Here is a 16,528-nt window from a genome sequence, read left to right as displayed (position 1 = left end):
AGGCACGGAGCCGAAAGTGATTGGACGAGGTTCACCGCCATGGATGGCGGTGGTGGACAATGTCTGGAACAAGTTGTCGAGACGTCTGCAACTGGACGTCGAGATTAAGCTGCGTTATGTTTACTATTTTTTGATTTAATTAAAGATTGCAATTTGTCCAGCAATGCTTTCATGTTGTCTTTTTCCAGGCGTATCGACTCAATTGTGAGTATGTGTGAATTATTCTCTTCATCTGATTCCGTGGAAACCAGGGCTATCACCGGCACTGAATTCCAGCGGGAGTTGGACTTTATCTCAGCCACGAATTCGGTGTAATTCACATCATTTTCCATTAGGTCCAGTACGACCATCGCCGGTAAATCGTTCCTGTCCAACTGCTGGGTTGCCTCGGAATTGTTTACATGTATTAATTGATATCCCTCCTGTTCCAAACAATCGGTTATAGTGTCTCGACGTGGTTGACTATGTGTTACCAACATAATTGGGCCAATTTTCTTTTTGCGAACATATTTCTTAATAGAGCTGATAAACTCTTCCCAATCAATTGGTTTGGATAAATAGTCGTCAGCCCCTAACGCAAATGCCAATCCTTTGTCGTCGATCATTGTGAGCATTGCAACGGGGATACTCTTTAAAACAGGGTCATCTTTCAATTCCTTTAAAATTGTCCACCCACCCACCCCAGGCATCATAACGTCTAAGGTGATTGCATCCGGTTTAATTTTTCTCGCCATTTCCAGACCTGTCATTCCATCCGCCGCAGTTTCAACTTTAAATCCTTCCTTGTTCAAATATATTTTCACCAGATTACGGATGTCAGCATCGTCGTCTATTACCAATATCGTGCTAACTGCGCGGCGCCTTTCGACTTTGGTTTTGGCAGATTTTATCCGATTCCTTGGTTCTCCCGACCTGTAGAGTAGATCTTGTCCATCTTTATTATCAACAACATCTGCCGGTAAATGTGCGCTGAAAGTGGTTCCTTTTCCTATGGCACTGATTACCTCTACATTTCCACCCAACAGTTCGCAAAAGCGTTTTGTGATGGCCAGTCCTAACCCGGTTCCTCCGTATTTTCTATTGGTAGAGCTATCTGCTTGTGAAAAAGGATCAAATATCCTGGCAAGTTGGTCTTCACTCATTCCTATACCTGTGTCTTGAACTTCGATCGTAAACCAATCTTTACCATTGACCTGGTCACTGCTAGTGTAGATCCAAATGTGCCCGTTGCTGGTAAACTTGGTTGCATTGCTAATGAGATTGAGTAAAATCTGTTTCAATTTCGTAGCATCCGAAGTCACATGACCCAGTTTCCCGCTGCATTGCAAATCAATGATGTTGTTATTCTTCTTAGCCAGTGGCTGAGCGGTCGATACTACCTCGAGTAACAAGTCGTCCAAATCCAGTTTTTCAAGATACAACTCCATCCTTCCTGCTTCGATTTTGGATAAGTCTAGTATTTCATTGATCAAAGACAATAAGTGTTTCCCGGCAACTTCTATCTTTTTGAGGTCCGGTCCTATTTCTGAATAACCACCCTCTACAGATTCTTCGATTAAGAGTTGACTGTAACCCAATATCGCGTTCATAGGAGTACGCAACTCGTGGCTCATATTGGCAAGGAATCGACTCTTGGCCTTATTGGCAGATTCTGCACTTAGTTTTTCAACCAACGCGTTCCTGGTTTTCTCAGCCGCTAACACGCGCTCCGTTATATCTTCGCCGTATGCGTGTACCATATTTTGTCCGCGGACAGGAGCCAAGGTCCACAGCATTTTTGTGTTATTATATTCAACTTCTAAATTCGTTTTCGGTTTCTCGGTGTTGAGAACCTCCGCTACAACTTCATCCAGAGGATGCGGGAGTAGGTTAAATATTTCGGAATTAGGATTCAGCTTCAGCTCCGACATGTGGCGGTATCCGCATGGGTTAATGTATAGAATGTTGCCGTGACAATCTAATGACAGCATGAAGTTGGGAGAATGTTCTACAAAGGCTGCCATTCGAGTGATATCGACTAAACCGTTTTTGATTGCATTGGATTGGTCATGGAGTCTTGAAGAAGCGGTATTGAGTGCAGTGCCAAGCTTTGACAGCTCCATGGAATAACTGACTACATTAGCTTGCTCTCCGCTGCATTTTACCAGTTTGTCAGCGAATTCTGTGTAGGCGCGAATATCCGCAACAGGCCTGCGCAACAAACGTGTAAGAAGTAGACTCGCTACGAATAGGATGATCAATCCAACTATTGCGTTCTTCCACCATAAAGAAAATATTTCGTCCGATATTGCCTGTAGTCTGAATCGAATCTTTATCCATCCCAAATGTTCACCCAGTACAACGGGTTGCCATACTATCAGGATGCCGCTTTCTGATAAAATATTTACACTTGTAGAAGTAGGTGGTGACAATGGCGGTTGTGCATAACGCGCTATAGGCGCAGTATTTTCAACGGCTACGTCACCTATGATTTTTCCTCTAATGTCGGAAACTTGTAATCCTGCAACACCTGGAAATTGGGCGGATCGCAATAGTGACAATTCAATGGATGTGTAGTCACGTTCGAGTAAATCGTCAGCGATTGTCGCTGCCAGGTTACGAGCTAACACTTGTGCTTGAAGTTGCATGGATTCTTCGCGTTGCTGTACCTGTGTAAGGATTCCGTGCACGGTAAACGCTGTCATAGAAAGTGTCATCAACAGCAGTAAAATCAACACTAACTGTGCATTGAGTCCACGTGGTAACAGTCGCATAGGCAGATACTTCGTATTACGTGTTGTATATTTCCAATACTATTGACTATTTCTCGTTTTTAAAAGGTTCAATCAACCTTCTCACGACATCGTATTCATCATCGGAAACAGGTGCGAAACCGTCGTATTTTTTATCCAATGACTTGATAATAGTATAGTGCTTGGGATCGTTTGGGTCCAAATCAAGAAAAGCTTGCTTCAGCCTGGCCAATAGTTTCATATCAACGTTTTTACTTGCCGCAATATTGTAAGGTGGTAGGTCAGGTGATGCATATAGAATCCGTGTACCCTTGTTTTCCCATTTATACGCCATCGTGTCTTTCAATATTCCTGCATCATAGTATCCATGCATCACAGCACGGATTACATTATCGTAATGCCCCAGAAACGCGTAACTTCCCAACTGTTCCATTTGGATTCCGGAACTTACCAATGCTGCACGTTGTAATAAAGCGGCACGATCACCAAATGCTACGGTTTTACCAATTAAGTCCTCAACTGTCTTCAAGGGGCTGTCTTTCCGAACAACAATCATCAGTTGGAACGAGGTTTTTTTCTTAGTGATTGTTTTAGCTATTAGTTGCGTATTTCCCTTTTCGTATGAACGTATATACGCAACGGGGGTTAAATAGGCTAGTTCCACGGCACCCGAGGCAACCTCATTAATGGCGGCTGGCATATTTGGGGATAATTTGAGAACCACCGGTCTTTGTAAAAATTCGCTCAAATACTCTGTCAAAGGCAGCAGCCTTTTGTGCATTACTGCTGGTGTATCCATCGCCACCGATCCCAAACGAACAGGCTTTGAGTATCCGGCAAAACTCACGTGTGACCAAAAAATAATAAAGAATGCGGACACAACAACAAAAAAGCGAATCATATTTTGCTCCACAAATAACATGGAAGAAATCAGGATTATTAATATGTTATCGACGAAATGAAAAAACTCTGCAACAAAAATATCGGGCCACATTACCATGGTCAGTGTGGGTGATTATTGAAAAAATTTTCCATGATTACAATGGGATGGCTGGATTTGATCCCGTACACCCCTTACATAAAGGGGTCGACAAATCGCCGCCCCTTTTTTAGTGCACCTAACTTGTTACGGTAACCTGACGACGGGGACATTGGGACTATCCTGACGCCACTGGTTAACAAGCGCGTCGTTGGTCAGGACCAATTGTGACTTTTTGGCTTGGCAGGATTTATGTCGCGTTCTATTGTTTTTTCCATACTTTCAAGTTTATAGCCTTGTTCAGCGAACAGTTTATTGTATTGTTTGTGAACGCGTGATTATTGCCTCCTGTCCAAAAAACAAGTCTATTTCCTTTAACAGGGTTTCTTCTCTAATCAGGTGCTTAGGCATCCTTACGGTATCCCTGAAAAACTTTTCTCCCATAGGAAATTGGGTAGACAGGGCATTGACCAAGTGAGTTTAGTCTCACCTTTCAATGGTATACAAAAAATCCGCCCCATGTTGTTCGCCGCTTTCGCCTTTTAATTGCCATTTATCAGAGATTTCATATCTCACGTTAAAGGTATTAACCGATTCCAGCAAACCGACACCATAGCTGACATAGAGTTTGGGTGATAAATAACGGCCTATGACCAGGTAGGCCTGTTCACCGCCGGCGCTGCTTTCCACACGCATTTCGTCCAAGCCGAAGCGTTCTCCCAGGGTTCGCGCTAATTGGTCACCGCCACTTAGGCCGATAGCCAGAGCGGCTTTGGCCATTGTGGCACCTTCCTCGTTGGAGGTGTTCTCAATGGAACGGCCCAGTATCAAATAGGACAGTGCTTCTGTTTGCCCCATGGCCGGGACGGAGAACAATTCAATTTCCGGTTTGTGCAAGCTACCGCGCACTTTCAATCCGGCGGTAACCGGCCCAGTTTTGCGTGTCGCTTTAAAGTCCAAACCCGGGTTCATTAGTGGACCACCGGCATAGACCAATTGACCATTTTCCACATCCAGCCGTTGTCCATAGGCGCGATATCGGCCCTTGACGACTTTGATTTGTCCTGTAGCTTGCGTCAATTGGTCGGGTTCATCCTTCAATACGATGCTACCGCCCAGGAGTCCATCAAATCCGAAGCCATAAAAAGTGACGTTATCTCCAAGAGAGAGGCGTACATTATTTCTGATATTCCACTTTTGCGGTTCCTCTTGTTCCCGGTCAACAATGATGACATCACCGGACGGTTGTATTGCCGTTGAAATGTCCTTGGGTTGCAGCTTGGCCTTGGGTATGACTAGTTCCCCGGTGACTTCAATATTCGGCGGTTGAATGGTGACATTCAGATCAGGCGAGACTTGCATGTGTGCCTCTGGAATACGGGCAACCTGAAAATCCTGGCCGCTGATCTTGACAGTGGTTGACCACGGTTTTTGAGTCAGCGCGGTTTTGCCTTGTAAGGTCAGTTGCCCATCTCCGGAATGGGCCTTCAATTGGTAATCGATTGCATCCGCGCCCGAACTGTGTACGTCTAATTTTACCTGGTCTATGTTTAAGCCCAGCCTGGGAATTTGAAACTGCGACTGGTTCAACGTCATACGGCCATTAAACTTGGGATGGCGAATCGTGCCGACGACGGAGAAATCCGCCTGTAGGTTTCCCGTCAATTTGTGTACTTCAGGAATCATCGCTTCCAAAAATATCAAGTCACGTACCGTCATATGGGCTTTACCATTTAATCGTTGGTTTTCAAAGTCAAATTGACTCAGTGAAAAACCAGGGAATGACACTTGTGTCTGCAAGCGCTGATCTGCCTGTGCAACGAAGTTTGATTTTGCATTCAAACCCTGCGGGTTTAGTGTGATGTTGATATCACCCCCTTGGTAATGCCATTGTTGGGCCTTTTCCGTCATCGGTGTATGTGTGACTACCCCGGGCGGAAGTTGTATGTCCAGGTGTCCTGTGGTTTTAGCAGTTTCAATGTTAAGTGCTGCCTGTGAATGAAATATACCTGCAACGCTTACATCGGTATCAATCCAGGGAGAGAGCAGTGCGATGGGGATGTGTTGCATTTGTATATTCAACATTAACGAAGATTGCTGTTGCTTTAGTTTAGAGCAGAAAGTAGCAGATATATTTTGAAAGCAGAGATCACCCACATATACAGCATTTGGTGTGATTGAGACTTCGGCAGGTTTTTGTAATCGCCAACTTTGCAGCTTAGGGCCATCTATCGCGGCGGTAACAGTTTTTCCGTACCATTGTTGTGCAGTGGCTTTACCGTCCAGCTTTAAATCAATATTGACTGCTTTGGATCGGACGGTGGATCTGAGCGAATCAGGGTTTGCGGTCAATATCCAGGATTTTAGTTTCAAAGTCTTGTAGCTGAGGTCATTGGATTGCAGAGCCAGCTTTATGGAACGCCAGTCATAGGGATTAATGTCGACTTTCGCGTCCAAATTACCGATGCTTGCCTCACCGATAGAGATAGCACTACCGGTCGCCGTGCCCTGTATGGTGGGGGATTTTAACGGGCCACTTATATGGCCCAGGCTTTTGAGCTTTCCTTTTGCCAGTGGGTATAGGTCGCCCAAACGATTGGAGGTGACGTTCCACCGCAAATCCCATTGATTGGCAATTTGGCCGTTGATATCAATTCGTGACGTGGCAGAACGGATTTGCAATTTTGAGATATTAAGGTCTGAGTCATCCAGTTTGATCTGACCTTGTGCTCGAACCGGGTAGGTGCGCAATTTACCTTTGAGCTGTTTAATTGTCGTGTTGATGAGAAGTCGATCGTTTTCCCAACCACCCTCACTGGCAACGGTACCGCTTAAGTTCCCCGGCCATTCCGGCCACTGTATAGCCGGATTGATGGCGCTGAATTGCGAATCGGCTTGCCAGTGGAATCTGGGTGTCCACACCAGAGTGCCTTGGGTTACTGTTTCTCCTTCCAGGGCGTTGATGCGCAGTGAGTGGACCTGTAACCCTTGTTTATCACCGTCGGCACTTAAAAACCAGAGCGAGGCGGGTGCTTGTTTCCAGGGGCGGTCTGTTGCCAGGCCGATTCGGTACTTGTCGGGCGTACCGTTGAACCATCCCGTGCCATAGGCGCTGTCAAACCAGGGTTTGCCTTTTATCGGCCAACGCAGGTTCTGCCATTGAAATGTGCCGTCAATTTTCCCGACGCTGTTATTTTCGTCATGGTGGTTGCCATCGTAGTTTTTGGTGTGCCAATGGCCACTGCCATGTAGAAATGCATTACGGTTGGGTATGGTTAGATTGAATTGTTTAAAAACGATGGAGTTGTCAGCCAGTCGTTGCCCTGCAATATTCCCCAGGATCGGCCCCAACTCCGGGTGATTAGCGTCTAAGTCGACTTGAAGTTGTGCCGTCTGTAGGTCGCCGTCACCAAAGAGATTCATTTTACCCGTAATAGCAGGCCAATCGCTGTTAACGTCGGTAAGCTGGAAAGCGGAAATATCGGCATTGAGTTGCCACGTGGGATTCTGCAATAGATCTTTAATATTCGCATTCATCCTAGCCTGAACGGGACCGGAAAGTACCTGATTAATCTGCGTGGATACGGTATTGCCGTCGATTTGTATTTGACCCAATAATATCTTTTGAATAGATGTTTGGTATTTCCATTGTATTTCGAAATGATGCGGCAGGTTTTCGCTTAGCTGAAATTCGCCTTCAGCAGAAGCTGCGTAGGACCCGGATTTGCCACTAATCTTTTTTATTTTTATACGATTTAATAACGTTGTCAGTTGCAATTTAAATTCTTGAACCTGAATATCAGTGTTGGCTTGTTTGATATGAACTTGGTCCACTTGGATGTCATCCAGTAGGATGCGCCATGGAAGTTCAATCGATTTAAAGCTTATACCCGTGTCAGTACTTGTCGGTTTCGAGGGTGGTAACTCTACAGTAATTGATTGCGCATGGAGTGTATCCAAGTGGATTCTGGCACTAAGTAAGGCCATTGGGTTTAATTCAAAACGCAATGGGCCGGAACTTACTGCCAATTGCTCCTGTTTGAACGTCAGAGAGTCCAGGGAAATCTTTCCGGCAATACTGCCTTTTAAGCCGGTGATGGAGAGCTCGCCAGGCAGGGCTGTCGCCAATTTTGCGCTCACCCAATTCAGGCCGCTTTGGGTGGTCAGAAGCCAAGCGGCGATCACCACCAAGGGTAATAGTAGTACAGTCGATGTCATCAGGGTAAGGCGTCTCACAGGTCCGGTCCGATGTTGATATGCACTCGCCAAGGGCGTTCTTCGTGACTGATCGCATGACCAAAATCCATTCGCAGTGGCCCGACAGGGGATTGCCAGCGTATGCCAAAGCCTGTACCGTGCTCCAGTTCGTCCGCTAAACTGTTAATGGCGTTTCCAGCGTCGTAGAATAATGCGACGCTCCATTTCGGATCAAAATGGTATTCCCATTCGACGCTACCAACCATTATGTGTTTGCCGCCAACCACTTTGCCGCTTGTGTCTGTTGGACCCAAAGACTGATAGGCATAACCCCGAACACTTTGGGAGCCTCCGGCAAAAAATCTCACTGAAGGCGGTAATTGGTTGAAACCGTCTGTATAGGTTCCCCCCAGTTTTCCTCGCGAAATTATCCTGTGGTGATCACCCAATGAGTGAATCGCTTTAATACTGCCATGCATCTGGTAAAAACTGGTGTCAGACGCCAATTTGGAGCCGGCACCGCGTATGCCTAACAGCGTGCGCACACCATCAAAGGTAAATATGTGTCTATTACCCCAGGTGCGACTCCAATTGGCGCTGGGTATGAGCAGGCTGGATACACCACGCTCAGAGGCGATTTCAAATTCTTCCTGTTGGTAATTTAGAGACAAGGTTTCTCGCCAAGCACTACGACTGTGATTCAGATTCGCTCCCACTGAATACAAGGTGCTGTCACTGGTGTCAGTGCGTTCGTTAACGGCTGCGGCACTGTAAACCAATTGGTCAGTCCGGGGATCAAAAATGGGGATTTGGTAATTGAAACTGGCCCGATATCCAATTTCGGATACCATCGTTTCGGTTTTGGTGCGATGACCGGCTGGATTAAGCCGGACAATTTCCCATGCGGCTTTTCCGCGTGTACCCGTATCGCTGCCATAACCAATTCCGAAACTGAGTCGGTTGGGCTTTCTTGGGGTTAAATGGACAATGATGGGGACTGTAGCTGCGCTTAGGTCAGCTTGACCGGGAGATACCTCGACGGTCTGAAAGTAATCTGAATCGTTTAGTGCTTGTTGAAATTCTACCAATTTGTTTAGGTTATATAGCGTTCCCTGTGCAAAGGGGATATAGCGGTTGACTAAAGCCGGATTTAGTACGTTTTGTTCCAATTTCACTTCGCCAAAATGGTACTGGGGACCGCCGGCAAAATGTAACTGAATTTTTGCCGCGTAGGTGTGTAGGTTGACTTCGACACGATGGGTTTCGAAGTGCGCAGCAATATAGCCGCGCTCTGCGGCTATCCTTGTCATGTCGGATTTGAGTTTTTCGTATTCGATGTGGCTAAAAGGACGGCCGGGGCCCATTTTGATACTGTTAATTAACTTCTGAAAAACAGGATCCTTAGCAATGGGGTCACTGACTTTAAAGTTAAATTCAGCAATGGGTAAGGGGGGGCCGGGATCAATACTGTATATTACTTTCCACTGGTCCGGAGTGGATTCCAATTCGGTCTTTATTGTAGGTTTGTAGTATCCAAACGGTTGTAGGGCTTTTTTTATTTCCGCAGGGGCTTTTTCCTGAAGACGCTGCAGCCGTGCCGGACTTAGTAGTGCATGAGACTTTTGTTGCTCGATACTAAGATATTGCCTGACGTTTTTTTCCAGTTCAGTCCCGATGCCGCGGATTTCCACTGAAACACTGGTTTCCGCGTGCAATGAAAAACTGGCAACGCAGGTGAGAAAAGTCAGCAGCCAGTGCCGCTTCAGGTACATCCAGGTTCCTTATTCTATTTGTTGGGTTACAAAGTGGTGATTCGTTTATTTATAACTATTGTACGGCAAAATCTCTACGAGTCATTAATGAGACAAAAATTTCGGCCTTTCTATCCAGTGTGGCCAAAATTTGCTTCAAAAATGTGACACAGGAATGGAACCACCGTACGGATGATGATCCGTAACCGACTGAAAGTAAAAGATTAGTAGGCCGAGCAAAGCTATGTCTTAGGTCTAGCTAGAGTTTAGGGCAAAGCAGGCGCAGCTTAGTGAGAATGGTCGCTGTAATCCCCTTGGCGTTATAATCAAGCTAGCCAAAGGGAAGCACATCATAATTTAACTTCCAAAGGGTGAGTTTCTATCAAAAATTGTTTTACTTTCTAAAGCTTATGGTTTGTCCTGGGTCAAATATTAAAGCCCATTATGGAACTATTCTTATTTTGATAGATACAACAACTGAAATTACGAAAGCAGTGATAACGATAAATAAGCCTTTTTGGCTGACGGACGGCAATTAAATTTTTAAACATTGGTGTAACATATTGCAAATAGATATAACTATATAATTTATCCGAAATATCGGACTGGGTTGTACTGAACCCAACTCTTAAGGAAGAGACGGGATGCAGGTGACCACATATGAAATCTCTACATGTTGTAAAAATACCAATCTTGATTCTGCTTTTGAGCGCGATTGTTTCTGGCTGTAGCTCAGATGAAGAGGAACTGCAAAGGTATCAGATTGGAGGCACGGTTACGGGTTTGAGTGAAGCGGCTTCCGTTGTTCTGCAGAACAATGGAGGTGACGATTTGCTCGTTGCAAATAATGGAAGTTTTATTTTTTCCCAAGCAGTAACAGCAGGTGGGACATACGACGTAACTGTTTTTGCACAACCTACTGATCCGAGCCAAACTTGTACTGTGACTGAAGGTAACGGTGTCGCTGTTCAACAGGTTGATTCCATTTTGGTAACTTGTGTTACTAACACCTTTTTCGTAGGAGGAACCGTAACTGGACTGGAAGGTTCCGGTTTGGTATTACAAAATAACAACGGCGACGATCTGCCCATATCCGCTGACGGCAGTTTTGCGTTTACCACCGCGATTGCATCTGGCGCCGGTTACAATGTGACGGCAATTGCCCAGCCCACCTTACCCAGTCAAACATGCACCGTGTCCGGTGCAAACGGCTCAGTGGCGGGGCAGAATATTCAAACCATCGGGGTTAGCTGTACCACGAATACCTATACCGTCGGCGGCACCGTCACCGGCCTGATGGGTACCGGCTTGGTATTACAAAATAACAACGGCGACGATCTGCCCATATCCGCTGACGGCAGTTTTGCGTTTACCACCGCGATTGCATCTGGCGCCGGTTACAATGTGACGGCAATTGCCCAGCCCACCTTACCCAGTCAAACATGTACCGTGTCCGACGGTAGTGGATCGGTGTTGGGGCAGAATATTCAAACCATCGGGGTTAGCTGTACCACGAATACCTATACCGTCGGCGGCACCGTCACCGGCCTGATGGGTACCGGCTTGGTATTACAAAATAACAACGGCGACGATCTGCCCATATCCGCTGACGGCAGTTTTGCGTTTACCACCGCGATTGCATCTGGCGCCGGTTACAATGTGACGGCAATTGCCCAGCCCACCTTACCCAGTCAAACATGTACCGTGTCCGACGGTAGTGGATCGGTGTTGGGGCAGAATATTCAAACCATCGGGGTTAGCTGTACCACGAATACCTATACCATCGGCGGCACCGTCACCGGGCTGATGGGTGCCGGTTTGGTTTTGCAAAATAACGGTGGGGATGATTTGAGTATTTCAGCGGATGGTGTGTTTACTTTTGCCACTGCGTTGCTTTCAGGCAGTACCTATCAGGTTAATGTTTTAACAGAACCATCAGCGCCAAACCAAACATGTGCAGTCATTAATGGTACAGGTGATGTTGTTGGTGACGCCATAACATCAGTAGTGATTTCGTGTTCAACATTTAGGGTTGGTGTGGTTGTCTCTGGATTAGAAACCGGGGCAGTTTTGACGCTGCAAAATAATGGTGTCGATGATCTGATTATTACCGGTAATGGTGGTCCCTATGTTTTTAGTTCTCTAGTACACGATTTGACCCCTTACAATGTCACCATAAGTTCCCAACCCATTACCAGTACACAACGGTGCTTGGTGGTGAACGGTGCGGGAACTATTGCATCGGCTGAAGTTCTTGATATTGCTGTTGTGTGTCCGAACGTTACGGCATTGTATCCGGTAAACGGCGCTAATTGGAATGATTATGTGAATTATACAGGAAACGACGGTTTTTCATTGGTAGATTCCGTTTGCGATGGATTGCGAGATTCTTATACCAGTTGTCTTCATGGTGGCGAATTGCGTGAAGTATTTGTGGATGGCGTTCAGAGCTGTACAGATATAATAGCCTCGGATGATCTAAATGCTTTTAACTGGCGTTGCGCAGAAAAGGTCGGCGGAATAAGTGTTATTTCGACCAGCTTAAGAAAGGGAGCTTCTTTGTCGACTTTGATAGACTTTTCGATTCAGGATTGGCGAACCAATTCCGTTACAATTTATCAATCTGCTAACATGTTGGCAAAAACTCCAAGTGGTATATGGTGGAACAATCCTATCGTTGCCGCAAACGCCGGTGGTTCGCTATTTTCAGAGGGATCTATTTTTATCATTACGCTGACGCCCTATGCAAACTATTCAATAGACGCGAATAAAATTGGAGTGGTCGTTCAACCTGGGGTAGACATGGTCGGGGCCGGAGTTGGTGCTGCCTTCTATGCAAATGGATACCAATATCTGTGGTTCGAGGGAAAAATTGATGGTGTCAATAATAGCAATTCTATCTTGTGGGAAAACGTTACTAACTCAGTTATCCGTTCTACGCAGGTTAGTAACTTGCAGGTAGGTGGTTTTGGCAACGTTATTTTGCAAAACAGTCGCGATAATATAATTAATGGCTTGCGCATAGGAAATTCACCGTCACATGGTCTTGTATTGAATAATTCGTCCTACAACACAGCTATAGATGTTATATCAACCAATAGTGGAAACTCAGGTATTTACTTGGTTGATGCAAATAACAATAATTTTACCGGTCTGGTTGCGGCGCATAATGATAACGGGAGCAGTTCCGATGGAGGCGGGGTTAGGCTCATTCGGTCAGCCGATAATCGGTTCATCAATGCAACCATAGTTTCAAATAGATTGAGTGGAATAGATCTTAGTGAGTCCCCTAATAATATTTTTATGAATGTTCTTGCTGTAAACAACTACACATCGTTTTTGATAGCTAACAACTCGAACGAAACAACTACATTAAACCTGGTGGCTGCAAATAACTCACGTCATGGCATATTAGTAGGAAGTGCCTCCAATAACTACTTTACGGGAGTTCTTAAAATTGGAGGTAATACTGATGTTGACTGTCTGGTCGAAGGTACCGGAGTCGCTCCTGGTGTTATTACAGCATCCTGTACCGATACGGGAATAGACGGATCCAATGTGTATTCCGGACAGTTATCGGATGCTACATTAAAAACCGGTATAAACATCAGCGGAACATTTGTAGGCAAAGTCGTTATCGATGATATTGTGAATATTTCTGATATAAATGGAAGCACTGATTTAGCAACCATTACCGATTGGGTAAATTTCGAAAACAGATTTCGTAGTTGGGGGCTGGATGGAGATTCATATCCATCAATAAACAGCCAGGGGCCGTTTCCATCCTGCGATATAGCGTATGCTTATCTGGAGTCTCAGTGTATTCAAAACGGTGGAGTTTGGCGTACGGACGGAAGAATATGGGATTGGCGCCTGGATGCAGCAGATGCTGGTGATGGCGGAATGTCGGTAGCACACCACGCGTTGGTGATTCCAACCGGCGAAGAATTTATCAACCACAGTTGGTCAGATACAAGTTCGTCTGGTTTACTTAGAAACGCGAATGAAATAATGGGTGACTTGATAGGAAACGATGACGGACTCTGCAATACAAACGAAGAATGTGTTTTTACTCACAATATTGGTGCCTACCAGGGAGATGAATTGGTTCCTGCAGCTGCATTTGTGGACAGTGCAAGGGGGGGGATAACCGGTGTGAAACTCTACCAATACACAAGCAGCGGAAAATAGTTTAACTTTTACTAGTGGTCAATGGGACCACATTTTAAGCTTACTTGTGTGCGGTGCTTCGGGGTCTTATTGCTACTCATATCTCGCTGATTCCCACGCGTGGATGGCGTGCATCCGTGTCTCGCCCCAATGGTATCCGCCAAGCTTTCCACTTTGTTGTATGACGCGATGGCAAGGAATAAGAAAGGCCACAGGGTTTGCGCCTATTGCTGAGCCAACAGCACGAGCTGCATTCGGTCTTCCAACCTTACCGGCCACCCGAGTGTAGCTTGATACGGTTCCCGGTGAAATTTCCAATAGAGCTTTCCATACACTAATCTGAAAATTTGTTCCGGTTACATGTAGAGATAGGGGGCGGTCTAAGGTTGTATTTGCACCAAATATCGACTTAACAATATCGAGAGTTCCTTCGTGGTTTTCACGCATTTGCGCATGGGGCCACTTTTGACATAACGCCTGAAGATGAGAATCTTCATCATGGTGGTTTAGAAAAGCCATTTTGCATATACCCTTTAACGTTTTGGCGATAAATACCTTTCCAAAAGGAGTGTCGTGTATCGAATGCTCGATTGTAACGCCGGTACCACCTTTTTTGTATTCGCCAGGTGTGACAGCTTCCAACTTAATGAAGTGATCATACAAACGCGAACCACTGCTCAATCCTACTGCATTGGATATGTCTAATAGAGAACTGGGTTCTGACAGTAGCTTTTTTGCTCGTTCTACGGTGAGTATTTGCAGAAATCTTTTTGGTGTAACACCGGCCCATCTGCAAAACAGTCTCTGGAAATGGAAAGGGCTCATATGTAAATGCGCAGCAATTTCTTCAAGGGAAGGTTGTTGACGCGCGTGTTCAATTATAAATGAAATAGCTTTCGCTATTCTCTCGTAGTCAGACATGATTTTTATCCAGCCACCTGCTGTTAAATCTCCAGTACCACATACAGATCAAGTATGATTAATCGACACACCACCGTCAACAACAAGCGCTGAACCGGTTGTGAAGCTCGACGCATCTGACGCCAGGTAAAGCGCGGATTTTGCGATCTCTTCCGGGGATGCCATACGCTTCAGTGCATAAAGGCTTTTTACGAAAGCTACCATTTCCGGTGTGTTCGCAAAGGATCTTCCCATTGGGGTGTCAGTAGCGCCGGGGAGTAGCGCGTTAACTCTTATTCCTCTGGGGCCAAATTCGGATGCAAGTGCCTGCGTGAGGCCAATGATTCCTGCTTTGCTGGCAGCATATGCGGCTGTGTGTGGAAATCCGGCCGTGTATCCTACAAAACTTGATGTAAAAATGAGAGAACCTGAGCCTCTGGCCAGCATGGCGGGGAGTTGGTGTTTGGCTCCCAAAAACGCACTCGTCAAATTGGTATTCAGCGTGTCTTGCCATTCCGCTAGATTGACTTTGCGAGTGTCACCCACCCATTTCATGGTGCCGGCGTTATTAAAGGCAATATCAAGTCCGCCGAAATGGTCCAGTGCTGTCTCTACCAGTGACTTGGCGGAACTTTCGTCTTTAACATCCCCTACAATCGCAACCGCAGTACCGCCAGCGAGGGATATTTCATTTACCAATTCGTTGAGCTTCTCCGGGTTTCTCGCGGTAACAACGATTTTTGCGCCCTCTCGTGCAAATAATTTCGATGTGGCATAACCTATTCCTGAACTGGCGCCGGTTACAATAGCGATTTTATCCGTTAGCGAATTCATTATTTTGATTTTCCGTGTATTTATTCGATAGAAAGTATTATGGGAGATTTATCCAATTTGCTCGAACCGAATCTTGCTATATTGTCGAAACGGCGGCAGCTGGGAATGGGTATAAAAGACGTCAAGTTGTCGGTTTAAAATTAAACACCTGACATAGCTTGTGATGTACCGGCGTCGGGGCGTTTGTCATATCTAAAGTACGCCTCAGTTATCGGATCATTGCCGTGATTTCGTGATACGCAGTACATGAAAAAATTGCGGATACGGCGAGGACACAGCGGCAAGGTCGCAGCCCGTATTTCACATGGACAGTTATCGCAGCGACAAGCCGTCCTTTGGCGGCTTGTCGCCATGTGCACATAGCGCTGAACAAAGAAACTCAACTGTAACGTTTCGCCATTCCTATACCTGCCAGACCAGCGAGCATTAGAACCATGCTGGCCGGTTCGGGTACCGTAGACACATCGCCGCTTCGTACCGCCAAAACGTTATATTCGTGGCTTTTCGGTTGTGCGTCCCAGCAGGCACAGTGCAGTTCCATTCGCCACGCCACATCAATCGCTTCCAAGCCCGTCCAATACCAGTCGTAACCGGTATTTGGATGGTTGAAAAAGGGGGCGATTTCGCTGAGTTCCAATATGTCTCCGCCACTCAATGTATTCCACAAGGAGCCTAATTCATTCTCCGTCGTGGGTACGGTTGGTCTGGGGTTAGCGGGGTTGTATGTCGGTAAACGCCAGTCGGAAACACCGCCAACGGATAACCCGGAAACCCAGGTTTGCGCTTGATCCCAACTCATGAGTCCATCACTGTCATAACCGCTGGTAAGAGAATAACGGAGATCCTGCAGCCAGGTTACATCGAGATCGGAATCGTAGATCATCCCGTCGCCACGATCTATGAGCAGGGCTTGCGCCGGAGTGCTAATAAGGAGAGCGAAAAACAGACAAGATTTATAGTTCACG

8 protein-coding genes are annotated in these 16,528 nt (G+C 46.0%); 1 reads left to right on the top strand and 7 read right to left on the bottom strand.

Features of this window, described 5'->3' with window-relative positions:
* Positions 1-104: 104 nt before the first annotated feature.
* The 4 genes from OEY58_20975 to OEY58_20960 all read right to left on the bottom strand — a co-directional run bounded on the left by OEY58_20975 (position 105) and on the right by OEY58_20960 (position 9,680).
* Positions 105-2,753, bottom strand: a complete 2,649-nt coding sequence (locus OEY58_20975) for an ATP-binding protein (GenBank protein MDH5327936.1) — start codon at positions 2,751-2,753, stop codon at positions 105-107.
* A gap of 46 nt (positions 2,754-2,799) precedes the next feature.
* On the bottom strand, positions 2,800-3,654 hold the full coding sequence (locus OEY58_20970; GenBank protein MDH5327935.1) for a PhnD/SsuA/transferrin family substrate-binding protein: 855 nt from the start codon (positions 3,652-3,654) through the stop codon (positions 2,800-2,802).
* 543 nt (positions 3,655-4,197) lie between these two features.
* Positions 4,198-7,947 (bottom strand): translocation/assembly module TamB domain-containing protein, encoded by a 3,750-nt coding sequence (locus OEY58_20965; protein MDH5327934.1) that lies wholly within the window; start codon positions 7,945-7,947, stop codon positions 4,198-4,200.
* On the bottom strand, positions 7,944-9,680 hold the full coding sequence (locus tag OEY58_20960; protein MDH5327933.1) for an autotransporter assembly complex protein TamA: 1,737 nt from the start codon (positions 9,678-9,680) through the stop codon (positions 7,944-7,946). The genes OEY58_20965 and OEY58_20960 overlap by 4 nt, the downstream gene beginning before the upstream one ends.
* A 639-nt stretch (positions 9,681-10,319) precedes the next feature.
* Between OEY58_20960 and OEY58_20955 the strand changes: the two genes are divergently transcribed.
* The gene (locus OEY58_20955; protein ID MDH5327932.1) at positions 10,320-13,850 is read left to right on the top strand and encodes a right-handed parallel beta-helix repeat-containing protein; all 3,531 of its coding nucleotides are present in this window, start codon (positions 10,320-10,322) and stop codon (positions 13,848-13,850) included.
* Positions 13,851-13,922: 72 nt separating this feature from the next.
* Here OEY58_20955 and OEY58_20950 read toward each other — a convergent pair whose 3' ends face one another.
* The 3 genes from OEY58_20950 to OEY58_20940 all read right to left on the bottom strand — a co-directional run bounded on the left by OEY58_20950 (position 13,923) and on the right by OEY58_20940 (position 16,527).
* On the bottom strand, positions 13,923-14,750 hold the full coding sequence (locus tag OEY58_20950) for a methylated-DNA--[protein]-cysteine S-methyltransferase (protein ID MDH5327931.1): 828 nt from the start codon (positions 14,748-14,750) through the stop codon (positions 13,923-13,925).
* A gap of 48 nt (positions 14,751-14,798) precedes the next feature.
* On the bottom strand, positions 14,799-15,563 hold the full coding sequence (locus OEY58_20945; protein ID MDH5327930.1) for an SDR family oxidoreductase: 765 nt from the start codon (positions 15,561-15,563) through the stop codon (positions 14,799-14,801).
* A 379-nt stretch (positions 15,564-15,942) separates the two neighbouring features.
* The gene (locus OEY58_20940) at positions 15,943-16,527 is read right to left on the bottom strand and encodes a PEP-CTERM sorting domain-containing protein (GenBank protein MDH5327929.1); all 585 of its coding nucleotides are present in this window, start codon (positions 16,525-16,527) and stop codon (positions 15,943-15,945) included.
* Position 16,528 lies beyond the last annotated feature (1 nt).

This window comes from Gammaproteobacteria bacterium (assembly GCA_029882975.1).
Classification (GTDB): Bacteria; Pseudomonadota; Gammaproteobacteria; order SZUA-152; family SZUA-152; genus JAJDNG01.
This window is presented reverse-complemented; position numbering and strand designations above follow the sequence as displayed.

What these genes read in the sequence shown, in the direction of transcription:
- OEY58_20950 (MDH5327931.1), bottom strand. Translation starts at nt 14,750, where the DNA reads ATGTCTGACTACGAGAGAATAGCGAAAGCTATTTCATTTATAATTGAA.
- OEY58_20945 (MDH5327930.1), bottom strand. Translation starts at nt 15,563, where the DNA reads ATGAATTCGCTAACGGATAAAATCGCTATTGTAACCGGCGCCAGTTCA.
- OEY58_20970 (MDH5327935.1), bottom strand. Translation starts at nt 3,654, where the DNA reads ATGTTATTTGTGGAGCAAAATATGATTCGCTTTTTTGTTGTTGTGTCC.
- OEY58_20975 (MDH5327936.1), bottom strand. Translation starts at nt 2,753, where the DNA reads ATGCGACTGTTACCACGTGGACTCAATGCACAGTTAGTGTTGATTTTA.
- OEY58_20960 (MDH5327933.1), bottom strand. Translation starts at nt 9,680, where the DNA reads ATGTACCTGAAGCGGCACTGGCTGCTGACTTTTCTCACCTGCGTTGCC.
- OEY58_20955 (MDH5327932.1), top strand. Translation starts at nt 10,320, where the DNA reads ATGAAATCTCTACATGTTGTAAAAATACCAATCTTGATTCTGCTTTTG.